Here is a 17808-nt window from a genome sequence, read left to right as displayed (position 1 = left end):
CCCCGGCGCGCTCACTCCACGCCGATGAGCAGCGGCGCCGACTGCGCGCCGGCGCACACCACGGTGTCCACGCCCAGGTGCCCCTGCCGGAGCCCTTCGGTCAGCCCCTCGGCGAGCCCGGCGGGCGCCCCCGCGCCGAGCACCAGGGTCACCAGTTCGCCGCCGCCGGCCAGCATCCGCTCCAGCACCTGGGCGGCGACCTCGGGGAGTGCGCCGCCGATCACCACCACGTCGCCGTCCACCAGGCCCAGCACGTCACCGCGCTGGCAGACGCCCGCCATGGTCCACGCCTGGCGTTCTGCCACGCTGACCTCGCCGAACCTGGTCGCGCCCGCCGCCGCCGTCATCGCGACGACGTCCTCGTCGAAGCGCCGGTCCGGAGCGTGCACGGCCAGCGCCGCGATGCCCTGCACCGGGGACCGGGTCGGCACGACGGCGACCCGGGCGCCGGCGGTCCTGGCCCGTTCGGCGGCGGCCGCCGCCGCGTGCCACAGCTCCTTGTCGTTGGGCAGCAGCACCACCTCGCGGGCCCTGGTGTCGGCGATCGCCGCGGCCAGCTCCGCCCCGCCCGGCAGCTCCCCCGGCCGCACGGTCAGGGTGGTCGCGCCCGCCTCGGCGCAGAGCCCGGCCAGCCCGGGTCCCGGGAGGACGGCCACCACCGCGCGCCCGCTCGCCGGAGGCTCGGCGGGCGACGGGTCGGCGGGCGGCAGCGCCGTGATCCGCACCCGGTGCGGCCGGCCGGCGGCGATGCCGGCCTCCACGGCGGGGCCGGCCTGCGCGGTGTGCACATGGACGTGCCACAGCCCGTCCCCGCCGACCACCACCAGGGAGTCGCCCAGCGCGTCGAGCCGGGCGCGCAGCGGCCCGACGGCGTCGTCCTCGGCGTCCAGCAGATAGGTCACCTCGAAGCCGCTCCCGCCCTCCGGCGTCGCGCAGCCGCCGCCCGCCACGACGTCGGCGGGCTCGCGCGTCACGGCGGTGGCGGGGCGGACCGGGCGCGGGCGGGGCACGGCGTCGGGCGGGCCGCCGAAGAGCGCGACGTCCAACGCGTCCAGCACGGTGACCAGTCCGGTGGCACCGGCGTCGACGACGCCGGCGGCGGCCAGCGCCGGCAGCTGCGCCGTCGTCGCGGCCAGCGCGCCGCGCGCCGCGTCGCGCGCCGCGCGCAGCACCTCGGCCAGCGCGGCCGCCGGCGCCTCGGCCGCGCGCCCGGCCGCGTCGGCGGCCGCGGTGGCCACGGTCAGCATGGTGCCCTCGACGGGGTGTGCCACGGCCTGCCGCGCCGAGGCCGCGCCCCGGCCGAGCGCCGCCGCCAGGGTGGCGGCCGTGGCGGGCTCGGGGCCGGCGGCCAGCACCTCGGCCATCCCGCGCAGGACCTGGGCGAGGATGGTGCCCGAGTTGCCGCGCGCGCCGATCAGCGCGCCGTGCGCCAGCGCGCGCGCCGCCTCGCCGAGGCTGGGCCCGCCCGCCTCGGCGGCGGCCACGGCCTGGGCGGCGGACTCGACCGTCAGATAGAGGTTGGTGCCGGTGTCGCCGTCGGGAACGGGATAGACGTTGATGGCGTCGATGTCCTCGCGGGCCGCGCCCAGCGCGCGCACGGCCAGCCGGCTCCAGCGACTCACCGCCCCGGCGTCGAGCGGCTGCGGCACGGGGAACCTCCCGGGCTAGGGTGAACGGCGGGTGCAGCTTATGCCCTGGTCCGGTGACATGGTCCGGGGCCGCTTCACCCCCCGGGGGCGATTTCGCCCATCGGGAACGCCCGGGGTATGCTGCCCCGGTTGCCTGATGTCCTGTGGAGTACGTCGGGCGCACCCGGGGCCCCAGCGGCCCCGACCTTTCCTCGTAAGTTCTTGGTCTCCCGCGCGTGTCGTGGGGGCTGACCCGTCTTTGGAGTGACCCGTGGCTGCCAACTGCGATGTCTGCGGCAAGGGGCCGGGCTTCGGCAACAGCATCTCCCACTCGCACCGCCGCACGCCCCGCCGTTGGAACCCCAACATCCAGCGGGTGCGTACGGTGATCGGTGGGACGCCGAAGCGCCTGAACGTCTGCACCTCGTGCATCAAGGCTGGCAAGGTCACGCGCTGACCTCTCGGCGTACGCGCCGTTCCGGCCGCCTGAGCCGGCTCACCCCGAGGGTGGGCCGGCTTTCGTGTGCCCGGACCCGGGAGAGCGCCTAACGCCCCGCGATCCGGTAGCCGTGGTGCACCGGGCCAATGCCGGCGCCCAGGGGGAAACCGGCGGCGATGGCCCCGGTGACGTACTCCTTGGCGGCCGCCACCGCCTCGGGCAGCGCGTCCCCGTGCGCCAGCCGCGCGGCGATCGCCGAGGCGAGGGTGCAACCGGTGCCGTGGGTGTGGCGGTTGTCGTGGCGCGGCGCGCGCAGCAGATGGGTGTCCGTGCCGTCGGTGAGCAGGTCGACGGCGTCCCCCGGCAGGTGGCCGCCCTTGACCAGCACCCAGCGCGGCCCGAGCGCCAGCAGCGCCTCGGCGGCCCTCGGCAGGTCCGACGCGTCGGCGACCCGCGCCCCGGTCAGCTGCGCGACCTCCGCCAGGTTCGGGGTGACCAGGGTCGCGACGGGCAGCAGCCGCCCGCGCACCACCTCCAGCGCCTCGGGCGCCAGCAGCGCGTCCCCGTGCTTGGAGACGCCCACCGGGTCGACCACCACGGGCGCGTCGACGTCGGAGAGCAACGCGGCGACGGTCTCGACCAGTTCGGCGCCGGCCAGCATCCCCGTCTTGACGGCACCGACCCCGATGTCGTCGACCACCGCGCGGAACTGGGCCCGCACCGCCTCCGGCGGCAGCTCCCAGAAACCGTCCACGCCCAGCGAGTTCTGCGCGGTGACGGCGGTGACCACGCTCATGCCGTGCGTCCCGAGGGCCAGCATCGTCTTCAGGTCGGCCTGGATGCCGGCGCCGCCGCCGGAGTCGGAGCCGGCGACGGTGAGCACGCGCGGGGGTGTGGGCATGGCCACGACCCTACTCAACGGCCCGGCGCACGCCGCCCGAAGCCCCCTTCCGCCGGCGTGCGCGCCCCGCGCGTTCAGCCGGCGAAGTGGTCCCAGCCGCCCGCGTTCTCCCACGGCTCGCCGTCCACGGTCACCCGGGGCGGCGACGCGCCCTCAGGCACCGTGGGCGCGCCCCTGCCCCGGCTGGGCAGCACCTCGCCGATGACGCGCCACCGCGCGGGCAGCTTGGTCTCCGGCGGGAACGTGGCCACGAGCGCGTGGTCCTCGCCGCCGGTGAGCACCCACTGGAGCGGGTCGACGCCGACCGCCTGCCCGATGTCGTTCATCTGGGCCGGCATGTCCAACGCGCCGGAGGCGATGTCGATCCGCACCTTGCTGCCCTGGGCGATGTGCCCGAGGTCGGCGATCAGTCCGTCGCTGACGTCGGTCATCGAGGTCGCGCCCAGCGCGGCACCCGCCGGGCCCGCCGGGTAGGGCGGTTCCGGCCTGCGGTGCGCCTCGACGAAGGCGCGCGGGGAGCGGAAGCCGCGGGAGAGCACCGCGTGCCCCGCGGCCGACCACCCCAACCAGCCGGTGACCGCGACCAGGTCTCCCGGCCGCGCCCCCGTCCTGGTCAGCGGCTCCCGGCCGGCGAGGTCGCCCAGCGCGGTGATGGAGACGATCACGGTGTCGCCCCGCACCACGTCACCGCCGGCGACCCCGGCGCCCGCGACCTGGCACTCGTCGCGGATGCCGTCCATCAACTCGACGGGCCAGGTCGCCGGGAGCTCGGCCGGCAGCACCAGGCCCAGCAGCACGGCGCTCGGGGTGGCCCCCATCGCCGCGATGTCGGCGAGGTTCTGCGCCGCCGCCTTGCGCCCCACGTCGTAGGCGGTGGACCAGTCGCGGCGGAAGTGGCTGCCCTCGACCAGGATGTCGGTGCTGGCGACCACGCGCCGGTCGGGTGCCGCCACCACGGCGGCGTCGTCCCCCGGTCCCAGCCGTACCGCCGGGGTCCCGCTGATCCGGGAGGTCAGCTCCCGGATCAGCCCGAACTCCCCGAGCGCCCCCACACTGCCCTTCACGTGAAGCCTCTCCTCGTGCTCTGTTCTGCGCCGACCTGTGCCTCGATCCGCCCGACCGACCAGGAACGCCTCTCCCGACGCAGGTCATGACGCGCTACGGTAGCGCCCCCGCTCCTCGAAGCCGCTGTGGAGGACCCGTGGTACAGGCGTACATCCTGATCCAGACCGAGGTGGGCAAGGCTTCCACCGTGGCAGACGTCATCTCCCGGATCTCCGGCGTCGTACGGGCCGAGGACGTCACCGGCCCGTACGACGTGATCGCCCGCGCGGAGGCCGCCACCGTGGACGAGCTCGGCCGTCTCGTGGTGGCCGAGGTGCAGCGTGTGCCGGGGATCACTCGCACCCTGACCTGCCCGGTGGTCCACCTGTAGCGGCTCGTTATGCTCGCGACGTGACCGCTCACCCCCCGGCCGCCGCCGTGCGCCGCGCCCTGCCGCCCGCCGCCCTCGTGCTGCTGCTGGCGGCCTGCTCCTCGGACTCGGGGACGGCCGACGTGCGGGTCCCGGAGCCGGGCGGCGAGGCGGCGGCGGCCTGCCGGGCGCTGGCCGAGGACCTGCCGGACGTGGTGGACGGCCAGGAACGGCGGGAGTTGGACGAGCCCTCCCCGTACGCCGCGGTCTGGGGCTCGCCCGGGATCGTGTTGCGCTGCGGCGTCGAGACCCCGGCCCAACTCACGCCCGGCAGCGCCGAGTACGACGCCGCGCACGCCGACGTGGTGGGCGTCAACGAGGTGTCCTGGCTGCTGGAGGAGGAGTCGGGGGCCAAGCGGTTCACCACCACCGAGCGCGAGGTGCTGGTCGAGATGACGGTGCCCGACTCCTACGCCCCCGAGGTCAACCCGCTGCTCGACGTGGCCGCCCCGATCGACCGGCACATACCGCTGAGCGAGCTGTACCGGCAGGACGACCAGGACACCCCCGAGGACGGCGAGGACCCCGGGGACGCGTACGACGGGCACGAGCACCACCACTGACCCCGCGCGGTGCCCCGGGCCCCGGCCCTACCGCAGCCCGGTCGGGCGGCGCAGCGCCGCCTGGATCAGCAGGTCGATCAGCTCCGGGTAGCTGACGCCCGTCGCCTCCCACATCCGGGGGAACATCGAGATCGGGGTGAAGCCGGGCATCGTGTTGATCTCGTTGATGACGAACTCGCCGTTCTCCAGCAGGAAGAAGTCCGCCCGCACCAGCCCCTCGCAGGAGGCCGCCTCGAACGCCTCGATCGCGAGCCGGCGCACCTCGGCCGTCTGCTCCTCGGTCAGCGGCGCCGGCACCATGCCCTCGGCCGAGTCGATGTACTTGGCCTCGAAGTCGTAGAAGTCGTGGCTGGAGACCGGCGGGATCTCGGCCGGCAGGCTGGCCCGCGGACCGTCCTCGAACTCCAGTACCCCGCACTCGATCTCACGGCCCACCAGCTGCGCCTCGACCACGACCTTCGGGTCGTGGCGCCGGGCCTCGGCGAGCGCGTCGGGCAGCTGCTCGGGCGAGGTGACCCGGGTGATCCCCATCGAGGAGCCGGCCCTGGCCGGCTTCACGAAGACCGGCCAGCCGTGCTCGGCGGCGAACCCCTCGATCCGCGCCAGCGCGCCCGCCCGGTCGCGCTCCCACTCCCGGGGCCTGACCACCAGATAGGGCCCGACGGCCAGGCCGAACGAGGCGAAGACCCGCTTCATGTACTCCTTGTCCATGCCGACGGCCGAGGCCAGCACCCCGGCGCCGACATAGGGCACCCCCGACATCTCCAGCAGCCCCTGGAGCGTGCCGTCCTCGCCGTGGGGCCCGTGCAGCACGGGCAGCACCACGTCGACCTCGCCGAGGTCCTTGGGCACCGATCCCGGCTCCGCGTAGACGACTTCGCGACGCCCCGGGTCGACGGGGAGCAGCACCCCGCCGCCGCCCGGCTCGGCGATGCCCTCCACGCTCGGCAACGCCCGGTCGGCGATGGCCATCCGCTCCGGCTCGTCGGCGGTCAGCGCCCACCGGCCGTCCTGCGTGATGCCGATGGGCAACACGTCGTAACGGGAGCGGTCGATGGCCCGCAGCACCGCGCCTGCCGTCACCACGGAGATCGCGTGCTCGGAGCTGCGACCGCCGAAGACCACGGCCACACGGGGCTTGCTGCGCTCGAAGGGAGCGGGGGAAGAGGACTCGCTGCTCATCACCCTCCGAGGCTACCTAACGTGACGGCGGTCGTCAGCGGTGTTCGGCCTTGGCGGTTCGCGACATCAGCTCCTTGACCGCGACCCGCGGCGAGGTCCCCTCGTGCACGATGCCGACGACCGTCTCCGTGATGGGCATCTCCACGCCGTGACGCCGCGCCAGGTCGAGCACGGAGCGGCAGGACTTGACGCCCTCCGCGGTCTGCCGGGTGACGGCGATGGTCTCCTCCACCGACATGCCGCGCCCCAGGTTCGTGCCGAAGGTGGTGTTGCGGGAGAGCGGCGAGGAGCAGGTGGCGATCAGGTCGCCCATGCCGGCGAGGCCGGCGAACGTCTGCGGGTCGGCGCCCATCGCCAGTCCCAGCCGCGAGGTCTCGGCCAGGCCCCTGGTCATCAGCGCCGCCTTGGTGTTCTCCCCCAGGCCCATCCCCTCGGCGATGCCGACGGCGAGCGCGATCACGTTCTTGACGGCGCCGCCGAGTTCGCAGCCGACCACGTCCGTGTTGGTGTACGGGCGGAAGTACGGCGTGTGGCAGGCGGCCTGGAGGCGGCGCGCCACGGACTCGTCGCGGCAGGCGACGACGGCGGCGGCGGGCTGCCGTTGCGCGATCTCGCCGGCGAGGTTCGGCCCGGAGAGCACCGCGACCCGCTCGGGGCCCGCGCCCGCGACCTCCTCGACCACCTCGCTCATCCGCTTGGCCGTGCCCAACTCCACGCCCTTCATGAGGGAGACGAGCACCGCGTCCGCCGGCAGCACCCCGGCCCACCGCGCCAGGTTCTCCCGCAGGGTCTGGGAGGGAACGGAGAGCACCGCGAACTCGGCCCCCTCGGCCGCCTCCGCGAAGTCCGTGGTGGCGCGCACCCCCTCGGGGAGTCTCAGCTCGGGGAGGTAGTCCGCGTTGACCCTCTCGGCGTTGATGGAGGACACCACGTCCTCGCGACGCGCCCAGAGCGTCACCCGGCAACCGGCGTCGGCCAGGATGGCGGCGAACGCGGTCCCCCAGGAACCGCTGCCGTAGACGGCGACCTGTGTCACTCGGCCTTCTCCTTGTCGGGCGCGCTCGACTCTGCCGGCCTTTCCACCGGCGCCCTGCGGTGGACGAAACGCCGGGCCGGCGGCGTCTCCTGGCGGATGTCGGCGAGCAGCGCCGTGATGGCGTCCATGATGCGGTCCGTCACCTCGCGCAGCAGCTCGGCGTTCGGCTCGCGGCCGTGGAACTCGCTGAGGTCCACGGGCTCGCCGGCCACCACCACCAGTGTCCTACGCGGGAAGAGCCGCAGCCGCCGCTCCTTGGCGTACGGGGGCATCGCCTGGTGCGCGCCCCACTGGGCCACCGGGATGACGGGGGCCCTGGTGGCCATCGCGACCCGGGCCGCGCCGGTCTTGCCCTCCATGGGCCACAGGTCGGGGTCCCTGGTGAGGGTGCCCTCGGGGTAGAACGCGACGCACTCCCCGGAGCGCACGGCGTTGACGGCGGCGCGGTAGGCGTCGGCGGCCTCGTTGGTCTCGCGGTAGACGGGGATCTGGCGGGTGCCGCGCATGAAGCGGCCCACCATGCCGTGCTGGAAAAGGGCGTTCTTCGCGAGGAATCGCGGCACGCGGCCGGTGTTGTACTGGTAGTGCGCGTAGGAGAGCGGATCGAGATACGAGTTGTGATTCACCACCGTGATGAATCCTCCGTCGGCCGGAATGCGGTCCATTCCTCGCCAGTCCCGCTTGAAGAAGACCCGCAGCATCGGTTTTACCAGAAATGCTGCGAATCGGTACCAGAAGCCGATTCTGCGGCGAGACACTCGGTCACCATCTCCTCTTGCACTGATCCGACGCGGCCAGCTGCGGACGGCCGCCCAAGTGTGGTCGCGAGCCCCGGCGCTGTCCAGCGCCCCACGCCGCGCCACCACCGTCACCCCGGCACCCTAGTCCGCGCCACCCCGCGCCACCGCACGCGTGTGCGGCCCGGTCACCGGCGGCACGGCGGCGACGCGCGTCACGGAACGTGGCATGAGAGGAGAATGACCCGGTGCGCGACTGTGAGTGGACGCTCGTCGTCCCCCTGAAACCCCTGCGAGCGGCCAAGAGCCGGCTGGCCGCGGCGGTGCCCGACGCCGACCGGCGGGCGCTGGCGCTGGCCTTCGCCGAGGACACGGTGACGGCGGCGCTGGCCGCGGCCGCGGTGCGGGATGTGGTGGTTGTCACCAATGATCCGCTCGCGGCGCGCCGGCTCACGGCCCTCGGCGCCCGCGTCGTCCCCGACCTGCCGGACGCGGGGCTCAACGCGGCGCTGGCGCACGGCGCGGCGGCCCTGCCGGGGCGGGCGCTCGCCGCGCTCAACGCGGACCTGCCCGCGCTGCGGCCGGCGGAGCTGTCCCGGGTGCTGACGGAGGCGGCGGGGCACGGGCGGGCGTTCCTGCCGGACGCGGCGGGGATCGGCACGACGCTGCTGGCGGCGCGGCCGCCGGCCGCGCTGGCACCGGCCTTCGGCGAGGCCTCGCGGCGGGCGCACCTGGCGTCGGGGGCGGTGGAGTTGTCGACGACCGGGGTGGAGAGCGTGCGCCGGGACGTGGACACGGCGGCCGACCTGCGGGTGGCGCTCGCGCTCGGCGTCGGGCGGGCGACGGCGGCGCGGTGCGGCGAACTGCCGGGGTTGGCGGACGCGTTGTCGGCCTGAGGGGGACGGGCGGCGCGGGCGGGCCGGGGCGCCGTCCGGGGCGCCTGGAGGTTCTAGAACGTCTGGAGCGTCAGGAAGCCGACCCGGCGCGCCTCGCCCTCGCCGGTGACCTCGACCCGCAGCCGCTGCCCCGGCCGGAGGAACAGCAGCCCGCCGGCGTCGAAGGCCGCCGCGTCGAACTCCAGCGGCGTGCCGTCGTCGAGCAGGACGCTGCCGGCGCGCGTCTCGGGGTCGAAGGTGTAAGCGGTGGCCTGCATGGGGCGAGCCTAGCCGCTGGGCCCCGCCCCGTCGGCGGGGCGGGAGGAGAAACAGCTGCGGGCCGGGCTCCGGTTCGGGGAGTCCGGCCCGCGGGCGACGTGCGGGACCGTCAGCGGCGGCGCGAGGCGGCCTTCTTGGCGGTGGTCGCACGGGACGACGCCCGCTTGGCCGGAGCCTTCTTGGCGGTCGTCTTCTTGGCCGGGGCCTTCTTGGCGGTGGCCTTCTTGGTGGTGGACTTCTTCGCCGTGGTCTTCTTCGCCGCGCTGGTGCGGCTCGTCGACTTCTTGGCGGTGGACTTCTTGGCCGCCGACTTCTTGGCGGCGGCCTTCTTGGTGGCGGCCTTCTTGGCGGTGGTGCCGCCACTCAGGCTGCCCTTGGGGGCCTTCTTGACCGCGACGTCGTTCTTGGGGAGCTTCTTCGTCCCCGCGACCAGGTCCTTGAACCCCTGACCCGCGCGGAAGCGGGGCACCGAGGTCTTCTTGACCCGAACCCGCTCGCCGGTCTGCGGGTTGCGCGCGTAGCGGGCGGGCCGGTCGACCTTCTCGAACGAGCCGAAGCCGGTGACCGAGACCCTCTCCCCCGAGACGACCGAGCGGATGATGGCGTCGAGCACGACATCCACGGCGTCGGCCGCCTGCTGACGACCGCCGAGCTTGTCCGCAATCGCTTCTACGAGTTGCGCCTTGTTCACGTCTTCCCCTTCGCAGGCATTGCTGGAACGAATGTGTTCAAGCTTTTTCGCACGTTAGGCAGATATATTCCGCAAATCAAACGCGAAACGGGCGAATCACCCTTGTGTCGCAACGAACTCGACCCGTCACGGAGTTCCGTCATGGCCGCCGGTGATGTCCGAGGGCAGTCGCCCCTCGTCCACGTCCGCCATCAACCGCTCCAGCCGGCGGGCCGCGCCGGGCAGGTCCTGCTTGGACGCCGCGGTGATCACCAGCAGCCTCCGGGTCAGGGCCCGCCGTACGTCCTCGGGCACTTGCAGATCCCGCACCGTGCGGTGCGCGTCCTTCAGTCGAGCGGCGACGCGGTCGTAGAGTTCGAGTTGACCGTCGCGTTCCATGCGGCCGATTGTGCCACCTTGGGCCGGTTATCGCCCTCTAAGCCCCCCAACGCCCGTGTCGCTCCTGCACACATGGGGACGCCCCCACCGGCGGGGCCGACGGGGGCGCGAGGGTGACGGAACGTCAGACTGCCTGCGTACGAGGCTTGTAGACGGGGCGTCGGCTCTCGAAGTCGGCGATGGCCGCCTCCTCCCGCAGGGTGAGCGAGATGTCGTCCAGCCCCTCCAGAAGACGCCACCGAGCGTTCTCGTCAAGGTCGAAATCGGCCTCGATCCCGGGCGCGGTGACCCGGCGGGCGACCAGGTCCACCGTCACCTCGCTGCCCGGCTCCCGCTCGGCCAGCTCCCAGAGCGCCTCGACCGTGGCCGCGGGGAGCACGACCGTCAACAGTCCGTTCTTCAGGGAGTTGCCGCGGAAGATGTCGGCGAAGCGCGGGGAGATGACCGCCTTGAAGCCGTAGTTCTGCAGGGCCCAGACCGCGTGCTCGCGGGAGGAGCCGGTGCCGAAGTCCGGCCCGGCGACCAGGACGGTGGCTCCCCGGTGGGCCTCCTGGTTGAGCACGAACTCCGGATCCCTGCGCCAGGACTCGAAGAGCCCGTCCTCGAAGCCGTCGCGGGTGACCTTCTTCAGCCAGTGGGCGGGGATGATCTGGTCGGTGTCGACGTTCGAGCGGCGCAGCGGAACGGCCCGGCCGGTGTGGGTGGTGAAGGCTTCCATCTCTCAGACCTCCGCGGGGGTGGGGACGTCGGCCAGGTCGGCCGGCGAGGCGAGGTGACCGGTGAGCGCGGTCGCGGCGGCGACCTGCGGGGAGACCAGGTGGGTGCGTCCGCCCTTGCCCTGCCTGCCCTCGAAGTTGCGGTTGGAGGTGGAGGCGCAGCGCTCCCCCGGCGAGAGCTGGTCCGGGTTCATCCCCAGGCACATCGAACAGCCGGCGTGCCGCCACTCGGCGCCCGCCTCCGTGAAGACGCGGTCCAGCCCCTCGTCCACCGCCTGGAGCGCGACCCGCACCGAACCGGGGACGACCAGCATCCGCACGCCCTCGGCGATCCGCCGTCCGCGCAACACCTCGGCGGCCGAGCGCAGATCCTCGATGCGGCCGTTGGTGCAGGAGCCGACGAAGACGGTGTCCACCGCGATCTCCCGCAGCCGCTGGCCGGGGGCCAGCCCCATGTACTCCAGCGCCTTCTCGGCGGCCACCCGGTCGCCGGGGTCGGCGAACGACCGCGGGTCGGGCACCGAGGCGGTCAGCGGGGCGCCCTGGCCGGGGTTGGTGCCCCAGGTGACGAACGGGGCCAGCTCGGCGGCGTCGATGACGACCTCGTGGTCGAAGGCCGCGTCCTCGTCGGTGCGCAGCGTGCGCCAGTAGGCGACCGCCGCGTCCCAGTCCGCGCCCTCAGGCGCGTGGTCGCGGCCCTCCAGATAGGCGAAGGTGGTCTCGTCGGGGGCGATCATGCCCGCGCGGGCGCCGGCCTCGATCGACATGTTGCAGATGGTCATCCGGGCCTCCATCGAGAGCCGCTCGATGGCCTCGCCCCGGTACTCGATGACATACCCCTGACCGCCGCCGGTACCGATCCGGGCGATGATCGCGAGGATCAGGTCCTTGGCCGTCACCCCCTCGGGGAGCTCGCCGTTGACGGTGACCGCCATCGTCCTGAACGGCGCCATCGGCAGGGTCTGGGTGGCCAGCACGTGCTCGACCTGGCTGGTGCCGATCCCGAACGCCAACGCGCCGAACGCGCCGTGGGTCGAGGTGTGGCTGTCCCCGCAGACCACGGTGGTGCCGGGCTGGGTCAACCCGAGCTGCGGGCCGACGACATGGACCACGCCCTGCTCGGTGTCGCCGAGCGGGTGCAGCCGCACGCCGAACTCCCCGCAGTTCTTCCGGAGGGTCTCCAGCTGGGTGCGGGAGACCGGGTCCGCGATGGGCTTGTCGATGTCCAGCGTCGGGGTGTTGTGGTCCTCCGTCGCGAGGGTCAGGTCCGTGCGGCGCACCCGCCGGCCGCTCTTGCGCAGACCGTCGAACGCCTGTGGGCTGGTCACCTCGTGGAGCAGGTGGAGATCGATGTAGAGCAGGTCGGGCTCGCCCTCCGCCCGCCGGACGACATGATCGTCCCAGACCTTCTCCGCCAGTGTCCGTCCCATCGCGTCCCTCCGGGCTCGCCGCTGAATCCCATACCGCCGCCCGCTCCCCCGGGTGCGGGGCGGTGGCCTGCCCGGCACGCGTCGCCGAGCATGGGACCCAGAGTGACGTCTTCGTGGGGAAATTGAACTTGCGTTTCACACTGTGAGACGCGAGTATCGTTTCATGGACAACTCTCGTGGCGATTCCAGCGGAGTGGGCGTCCTCGACAAGGCGGCGCTGGTGCTCAGCGCCCTGGAGTCCGGGCCCGCCACACTGGCCGGGCTGGTCGGGGCGACCGGGCTGGCGCGGCCGACCGCGCACCGGATGGCCGTGGCTCTCGAATACCACCGGCTGTTGGCTCGCGACATGCAGGGCCGCTTCGTACTCGGCCCCCGGCTCGCCGAGCTGGCCGCGGCAGCCGGCGAGGACCGGCTGCTGGCGACTGCCGGCCCCGTACTGACCCAACTACGCGACGTGACGGGCGAGAGCGCCCAGCTGTACCGGCGCCAGGGCGACCGCCGGATCTGCGTCGCCGCCGCCGAGCGGCTCTCCGGACTGCGGGACACCGTGCCCGTGGGCTCCACGCTGCCGATGAAGGCCGGCTCCGCCGCGCAGATCCTTCTCGCCTGGGAGGAGCCGGAGCGGCTTCACCACGGCCTCCAGGGCGCGCGCTTCACCGCGACCGCGCTCTCCGGCGTCCGCCGGCGCGGCTGGGCACAGTCCATCGGCGAACGGGAGCCCGGCGTCGCCTCCGTCTCCGCCCCCGTCCGGGGCCCGTCCAACCGCGTGGTCGCCGCCGTCTCGGTCTCCGGCCCGATCGAACGACTCTCCCGACACCCGGGCCGGATGCACGCGGGGGCCCTGCTGGAGGCCGCGGGACGCCTCACGGAAGCGCTCAAGCGGGGCGCCGCGGGCTGACCCGGCCCCCGCCCGCCGGACGGCACGCCGTCCACGCACCGCGCCGCCTCCGCACCGGCGGGGCCGCCTCGCGGCGGGGAGGCGCGGGGAACACCACCCGGACGAGCACCCCGCCGGCCGAGCCGGACCCGAGGACGCCCCCCGGCGACGACGCCACCTCCCTACCCCGCGGATCCGCCGCCCCCCGCGGCCATCCGCTCGGGAAGCGACTCGCCGCGCCGGGCCACCGGTATCAGCTCCCAGGCCGCGCCGAGGCCGGCCGGCGGCATGTTGCTGTAGATCGACTCGGCCGAGCCGGCCGGGACCACGAAGGTCTCGTGCCAGAAGCCCACCCGGGAGCCGGCCCTGAGCTGGCGGTTCAACTCACCCCAGGCGGGACGGTGCTCGGCGTCCGACGCGGCAGCGTAGGCCGTCAACGACTCCACGTCCGACCAGTACTGCAGCACGAACAGCTCCCTGGGCGACCCGAGGCACAGCCGGTACCCCAGCATCCCGCGCGCCGGCTCGCGGGACAGCTCCCGCAGCATCCGGGTCATGGCCCGCATCGGCGACCACCACTCGCGCAGCCGCCAGAGGCGGTTGATCCGCATCCCCACCAGGAACACCACCAGCGGCTCGTCGCTCCGAGCCGTCATCCGCCCCCGCACGACCTTCGACGCCATCGACGCCCCACCTCCCTGATCCACGCCCACCCGCGCCCACGCCGCCAACTCCACCGCGGGAACGGCGGGAACGGCGAGAACAGCGGCGAGACGCCTCGGACAATCCTTTGGATAGCTTCACTATCCATGATTGGATAGTGCCACTCTCCCACCGATCGCGCAAGGGGGTCACGGATGCGGCTCGCGGAGCTGAGCAGACGCAGCGGGGTGTCGACGGCGACGATCAAGTTCTATCTGCGGGAGGGACTGCTCCCGCCTGGCCACCGGATCAGCAGCACCCAGGCCGACTACGACGAGGAGCATCTGCGCCGCCTCCAGTTGGTGCGGGCGCTGATACAGGTCGGCGGCGTCTCGGTGGCCGGCGCGCGCGCGGTGCTGACCGCCGTCGACGACGCCTCGCTCGACCAGCTCTCCCGGATGGGCACGGCGGTCGCCGCGCTCCCCCAGGCGCTCCCCGCGCCCGCCGAGGACGACGCCGAGGCACCCGCCGCCGAGCGGGTGGCCGTGGAGCTCCAGCGACGCCTCGGCTGGCGCGTGGTCCCGGAGAATCCGGCGCACCAGGCGCTGGTCTCCGCCCTCAGCGCGCTGCTGCGGCTCGGCTATCCCTGCGACGGTGAGGCGCTGCTGCCCTACGGGGAGTTGGCCGGCCGGCTGGCGGAGCACGAGTTGGCGCTGGTCGAGCAGTTCGAGGCGCCCACGACGCAGCTGGAGGCCGCCGTGGCGCTCACCGTGCTCTACGAGCCGGTGCTGCTGAGCCTGCGGCGGCTGGCCCAGGCCGAGCAGGCCAGCCGCCGCCTGCGCGGCGACGCGGGGGCCGGCGACGGCGGGGAGGCCGGGGGCGCCGAGGACTGAGCGGGGCGCACAACGAGAAGCGGCCCTCCACCCCTTGGGGAGGAGAGCCGCTCTTCGATCATGTACCCCCGACCGGATTCGAACCGGCGCTACCGCCTTGAGAGGGCGGCGTGCTAGGCCGCTACACAACGGGGGCCCACGCAGAGATCTGACGATCTCCGTACCCCCGACCGGATTCGAACCGGCGCTACTGCCTTGAGAGGGCAGCGTGCTAGGCCGCTACACAACGGGGGCAAGATCTTGTGAACTGCTCGATACAAGATCGCGCTGGGCTACCAGGACTCGAACCTAGACTAACTGAACCAGAATCAGTCGTGCTGCCAATTACACCATAGCCCACCGAAACGCAACCCCGAGTGGGGGTTTTGCTTGGGTGACCGCTGGACTTCGGGGTGTTGGCCCCCTCAGCGGCAGAAAGAACACTACCCGATGGGGGACGGTGCACCAAAACGAGATCGCTCCCGAGGGCCCCGTCCCCCCCTCGTCGCTACCCCGCCAGCCGGTCGAGGGCGGCGTCGACGCGGGCCAGGGTGCGCTCGCGGCCCAGGACCTCAAGCGACTCGAAGAGCGGCAGCCCCACGGTCCGCCCGGTGACCGACACCCGCAGCGGGGCCTGCGCCTTGCCGAGCTTCAGCCCGTGGGCCTCGCCGGCGGCCAGCACGGCCTCCTTCAGCGGCTCGGCGGTCCAGGAGTCCACCTCGGCCAGCCCCTTCCGGATGGAGCCCAGCACGGCGTCGGCGCCCGGCTTCATCGCCTTGGCCCAGGACGCCTCGTCGATCGCCGGCTCCGGCAGGAAGAGGAAGTCCACGTTGGCCGTGATGTCGGAGAGCACCGTGACCCGGGTCTGGGCCAGCGGGGCGAGCGCCGCGAACGCCTCCGGGTCGAACCGCTCCGGGCTCCACGGCGCGTGCGGGGCGGTGAGCCACGGCTGACACGCCTCGACGAACTGCTCGACCGTGAGCCGCTCCCTGATGTGGGTGGCGTTGATCGCCTCGCACTTCTTCAGGTCGAAGCGCGCCGGGTTGGCGTTGACCGCGCCGATGTCGAACGCGGCGACCAGCTCGTCGAGGCCGAAGACGTCCCGGTCCTCGGCGAGCGACCAGCCGAGCAGCGCCAGGTAGTTGAGCAGCCCCTCGGGGAGGAAGCCGGCCTCGCGGTAGCGGTTGAGCGAGGACTGGGGGTCCCGCTTGGAGAGCTTCTTGTTGCCCTCGCCCATCACGTACGGCAGGTGTCCGAACGCCGGCACCCCGCCGCCGCCCACGCCGATCTCGGCCAGCGCCCGGTAGAGCGCGATCTGCCGGGGCGTGGAGGAGAGCAGGTCCTCGCCGCGCAGCACGTGGGTGATCCCCATCAGCGCGTCGTCGACCGGGTTGACCAGGGTGTACAGCGGGGCGCCGTTGGCTCGGACGATCCCGTAGTCGGTGACGTTCTCCGGGGAGAACGTCAGCTCGCCGCGGACCAGGTCGTCGAAGACGATCTCGGTGTCGGGCATCCGGAAGCGGACGATCGGCTCGCGGCCCTCCGCGCGGTACGCGGCGGCCTGCTCCTCACTGAGCGTCCGGCAGGCGCCGTCGTAGCCGGAGGGCCGCCCCTCGGCCCTGGCGGCCTCGCGCCGGGCGGTCAACTCCTCGGTCGTGCAGTAGCAGTGGTACGCGTGGCCGGCGGCGATCAGCCGGGCGGCGACGTCCGCGTAGACGTCCATCCGCTCCGACTGGCGGTACGGCGCGTGCGGACCGCCCACCTCGGGGCCCTCGTCCCAGTCCAGGCCCAGCCAGCGCAGCGAGTCCAGCAGCGCGCGGTAGGAGTCCTCGGAGTCGCGCGCCGCGTCCGTGTCCTCGATCCGCAGCACCAGGGTGCCGCCGTGGTGGCGGGCGAAGGCCCAGTTGAACAGGGCGGTGCGGACCAGCCCGACATGCGGGTCGCCGGTCGGCGAGGGGCAGAAGCGGACCCTGACGTCAGCCACGGCGCACCACCTTGTTGGTCAGGGTGCCGATGCCCTCGATGCTCACGGCGACCTCGTCGCCGTCCCGCACGGGGCCGACGCCGGCCGGGGTTCCGGTGAGAATGACGTCCTGCGGCAGCAGGGTCATCGACTCCGTGATGTGCACAATCAGATCCTCCACGGAGCGCACCATCTCGCTGGTGCGCCCCAACTGTCGCTGCTCGCCGTTGACCGTGCACATGATGGCCAGGTCAGCGGGGTCGAGCTGGGTCTCGATCCAGGGGCCGAGGGGGCAGGCGGTGTCGAAGCCCTTCGCCCTGGCCCACTGCTTCTCGCGCTGCTGGACGTCGCGCGCGGTCAGGTCGTTGGCGCAGGTGTAGCCCAGGATCACCTCGCGGGCCCGCTCCCTCGGCACGTCCCGGCAGAGCCGCCCGATGACGACGGCCAGCTCGGCCTCGTGGTGGACGTCGGAGGAGATCGACGGGTAGCGGATCTCGTCTCCGGTGCCGATGACCGAGGTGGAGGGCTTGAAGAAGGTGACGGGAACGTCGGGGACCTCGTTCCCCATCTCCCGCGCGTGCTCCGCGTAGTTGCGGCCGATGGCCACCACCTTGCTGGGGAGCACGGGCGGCAGGAGCCTGACCTCGCTCAGCGGCACGAGGTGCCCCGAGCGTTCGAACTCGGCGAAGGGGTGGCCCTTGATGATGTCGAGGCGGAGCCCGCCCTCGTCGGTCGGCTCTCCCTCCACCACGCCGAATCCGACGGTCCCGTCGATGGAGAATCTGGCGATGCGCACGCTGGGTAGTCCCTCACTGGCCTGCTCGAAGTGGCGAAAACCCTGGCTGAGCCCGGCTCACGCCTGGAAACCTGCGCCTCACACCCTAGGACACCGGCGCGCGCGAAAAAGCAGGCGCCTCCCGAACCGGGTGTTCGGGAGGCGTGCGGAAGTGCGGTGGGGGGAGATCAGCGCAGCCGGGCCATCAGCGCGTGTTCGACGAGGGTGATCAGGCCGCTCTTCGCCTCCGCCCGGTGCCGCGCGTCGGTCGTGATGATCGGCGCGTCAGGACCGATCTGCAACGCCTCCCGCACCTCCTCCGGCGAATACGGCTGATGCCCGTCAAAACC

Annotated in this window: 20 protein-coding genes, 3 tRNA genes and 1 pseudogene; 6 read left to right on the top strand and 18 right to left on the bottom strand. The window is 73.3% G+C overall.

All coding sequences use genetic code 11. The features are described 5' to 3' along the window. Window positions 1–11: 11 nt before the first annotated feature. Window positions 12–1649 carry a DAK2 domain-containing protein gene (locus CRP51_RS21840; RefSeq protein ID WP_097233004.1) on the bottom strand — a complete coding sequence of 546 codons (1638 nt, stop codon included), beginning with the start codon at window positions 1647–1649 and terminating at the stop codon, window positions 12–14. A 250-nt stretch (window positions 1650–1899) separates the two neighbouring features. Between CRP51_RS21840 and rpmB the strand changes: the two genes are divergently transcribed. Further along, window positions 1900–2085 (top strand): 50S ribosomal protein L28, encoded by a 186-nt coding sequence (gene rpmB / locus CRP51_RS21835; protein WP_097233003.1) that lies wholly within the window; start codon window positions 1900–1902, stop codon window positions 2083–2085. Between the two features lie 88 nt (window positions 2086–2173). Here the strand turns inward: rpmB and thiD are convergent, their stop codons facing one another. Further along, a complete protein-coding gene (gene thiD, locus CRP51_RS21830) occupies window positions 2174–2968 on the bottom strand; it encodes a bifunctional hydroxymethylpyrimidine kinase/phosphomethylpyrimidine kinase (protein ID WP_097233100.1) in 795 nt (264 codons plus the stop codon). Between the two features lie 74 nt (window positions 2969–3042). Further along, window positions 3043–4032, bottom strand: coding sequence for a thiamine-phosphate kinase (locus CRP51_RS21825; protein WP_097233002.1), 990 nt, complete (start codon window positions 4030–4032; stop codon window positions 3043–3045). 137 nt (window positions 4033–4169) lie between these two features. On the opposite strand from CRP51_RS21825, the gene CRP51_RS21820 reads away from it, so the two are divergent. Both CRP51_RS21820 and CRP51_RS21815 read left to right on the top strand, forming a co-directional pair. After that, window positions 4170–4403 carry an Lrp/AsnC ligand binding domain-containing protein gene (locus CRP51_RS21820; protein WP_097233001.1) on the top strand — a complete coding sequence of 78 codons (234 nt, stop codon included), beginning with the start codon at window positions 4170–4172 and terminating at the stop codon, window positions 4401–4403. 20 nt (window positions 4404–4423) lie between these two features. Then, complete coding sequence (locus CRP51_RS21815; RefSeq protein ID WP_245880738.1) at window positions 4424–5005, top strand: DUF3515 domain-containing protein; 582 nt, start codon at window positions 4424–4426, stop codon at window positions 5003–5005. Window positions 5006–5032: 27 nt separating this feature from the next. Here the strand turns inward: CRP51_RS21815 and CRP51_RS21810 are convergent, their stop codons facing one another. The 3 genes from CRP51_RS21810 to CRP51_RS21800 are packed head-to-tail and all read right to left on the bottom strand — an operon-like array spanning window position 5033 to window position 7981. Beyond that, window positions 5033–6187, bottom strand: a complete 1155-nt coding sequence (locus tag CRP51_RS21810) for a D-alanine--D-alanine ligase family protein (RefSeq protein WP_097232999.1) — start codon at window positions 6185–6187, stop codon at window positions 5033–5035. A 34-nt stretch (window positions 6188–6221) separates the two neighbouring features. Further along, on the bottom strand, window positions 6222–7223 hold the full coding sequence (locus CRP51_RS21805) for an NAD(P)H-dependent glycerol-3-phosphate dehydrogenase (RefSeq protein WP_097232998.1): 1002 nt from the start codon (window positions 7221–7223) through the stop codon (window positions 6222–6224). Beyond that, the gene (locus CRP51_RS21800; protein ID WP_097232997.1) at window positions 7220–7981 is read right to left on the bottom strand and encodes a lysophospholipid acyltransferase family protein; all 762 of its coding nucleotides are present in this window, start codon (window positions 7979–7981) and stop codon (window positions 7220–7222) included. The genes CRP51_RS21805 and CRP51_RS21800 overlap by 4 nt, the downstream gene beginning before the upstream one ends. Window positions 7982–8208: 227 nt before the next feature. Between CRP51_RS21800 and cofC the strand changes: the two genes are divergently transcribed. Further along, a complete protein-coding gene (gene cofC / locus CRP51_RS21795) occupies window positions 8209–8856 on the top strand; it encodes a 2-phospho-L-lactate guanylyltransferase (RefSeq protein ID WP_097232996.1) in 648 nt (215 codons plus the stop codon). Between the two features lie 53 nt (window positions 8857–8909). Here cofC and CRP51_RS21790 read toward each other — a convergent pair whose 3' ends face one another. The 5 genes from CRP51_RS21790 to leuC form a co-directional block, all read right to left on the bottom strand. Then, window positions 8910–9113 (bottom strand): hypothetical protein, encoded by a 204-nt coding sequence (locus CRP51_RS21790; RefSeq protein WP_097232995.1) that lies wholly within the window; start codon window positions 9111–9113, stop codon window positions 8910–8912. A gap of 110 nt (window positions 9114–9223) precedes the next feature. After that, the gene (locus tag CRP51_RS21785) at window positions 9224–9805 is read right to left on the bottom strand and encodes an HU family DNA-binding protein (RefSeq protein ID WP_097232994.1); all 582 of its coding nucleotides are present in this window, start codon (window positions 9803–9805) and stop codon (window positions 9224–9226) included. 126 nt (window positions 9806–9931) lie between these two features. Continuing rightward, window positions 9932–10183 (bottom strand): SCO5555 family protein, encoded by a 252-nt coding sequence (locus CRP51_RS21780; protein ID WP_097232993.1) that lies wholly within the window; start codon window positions 10181–10183, stop codon window positions 9932–9934. A 124-nt stretch (window positions 10184–10307) separates the two neighbouring features. Continuing rightward, window positions 10308–10901: a 3-isopropylmalate dehydratase small subunit gene (gene leuD, locus CRP51_RS21775; protein WP_097232992.1), complete on the bottom strand. Its 594-nt coding sequence runs from the start codon at window positions 10899–10901 to the stop codon at window positions 10308–10310. A gap of 3 nt (window positions 10902–10904) precedes the next feature. Continuing rightward, window positions 10905–12329, bottom strand: a complete 1425-nt coding sequence (gene leuC / locus CRP51_RS21770) for a 3-isopropylmalate dehydratase large subunit (protein ID WP_097232991.1) — start codon at window positions 12327–12329, stop codon at window positions 10905–10907. A 163-nt stretch (window positions 12330–12492) separates the two neighbouring features. Here leuC and CRP51_RS21765 point away from each other — a divergent pair, with 163 nt between their 5' ends. Further along, the gene (locus tag CRP51_RS21765; protein WP_097232990.1) at window positions 12493–13227 is read left to right on the top strand and encodes an IclR family transcriptional regulator; all 735 of its coding nucleotides are present in this window, start codon (window positions 12493–12495) and stop codon (window positions 13225–13227) included. Between the two features lie 161 nt (window positions 13228–13388). Here CRP51_RS21765 and CRP51_RS21760 read toward each other — a convergent pair whose 3' ends face one another. After that, the gene (locus CRP51_RS21760; RefSeq protein WP_170970637.1) at window positions 13389–13889 is read right to left on the bottom strand and encodes a DUF4188 domain-containing protein; all 501 of its coding nucleotides are present in this window, start codon (window positions 13887–13889) and stop codon (window positions 13389–13391) included. 174 nt (window positions 13890–14063) lie between these two features. Between CRP51_RS21760 and CRP51_RS21755 the strand changes: the two genes are divergently transcribed. Further along, on the top strand, window positions 14064–14741 hold the full coding sequence (locus CRP51_RS21755) for a MerR family transcriptional regulator (protein WP_097232989.1): 678 nt from the start codon (window positions 14064–14066) through the stop codon (window positions 14739–14741). A gap of 63 nt (window positions 14742–14804) precedes the next feature. Here the strand turns inward: CRP51_RS21755 and CRP51_RS21750 are convergent. The 6 genes and pseudogenes from CRP51_RS21750 to CRP51_RS21725 form a co-directional block, all read right to left on the bottom strand. Further along, window positions 14805–14877, bottom strand: a tRNA-Glu gene (locus CRP51_RS21750). 25 nt (window positions 14878–14902) lie between these two features. Beyond that, window positions 14903–14975, bottom strand: a tRNA-Glu gene (locus CRP51_RS21745). A 33-nt stretch (window positions 14976–15008) separates the two neighbouring features. After that, window positions 15009–15080: transfer RNA gene (locus CRP51_RS21740), tRNA-Gln, on the bottom strand. 148 nt (window positions 15081–15228) lie between these two features. Continuing rightward, window positions 15229–16704, bottom strand: a complete 1476-nt coding sequence (gltX, locus tag CRP51_RS21735; protein WP_097232988.1) for a glutamate--tRNA ligase — start codon at window positions 16702–16704, stop codon at window positions 15229–15231. Continuing rightward, complete coding sequence (locus tag CRP51_RS21730; RefSeq protein ID WP_097232987.1) at window positions 16697–17479, bottom strand: fumarylacetoacetate hydrolase family protein; 783 nt, start codon at window positions 17477–17479, stop codon at window positions 16697–16699. Before CRP51_RS21730 ends, gltX begins: the two co-directional genes overlap by 8 nt. A 167-nt stretch (window positions 17480–17646) precedes the next feature. Further along, window positions 17647–17808 (bottom strand): annotated as a pseudogene (locus CRP51_RS21725) (ATP-binding protein); the annotation flags it as partial.

Source organism: Streptomyces zhaozhouensis (genome assembly GCF_900230195.1).
Classification (GTDB): domain Bacteria; phylum Actinomycetota; class Actinomycetes; order Streptomycetales; family Streptomycetaceae; genus Streptomyces; species Streptomyces zhaozhouensis.
The sequence above is the reverse complement of the archived record's forward strand: the minus strand, read 5'-3'. Positions and strand labels throughout refer to the sequence as shown.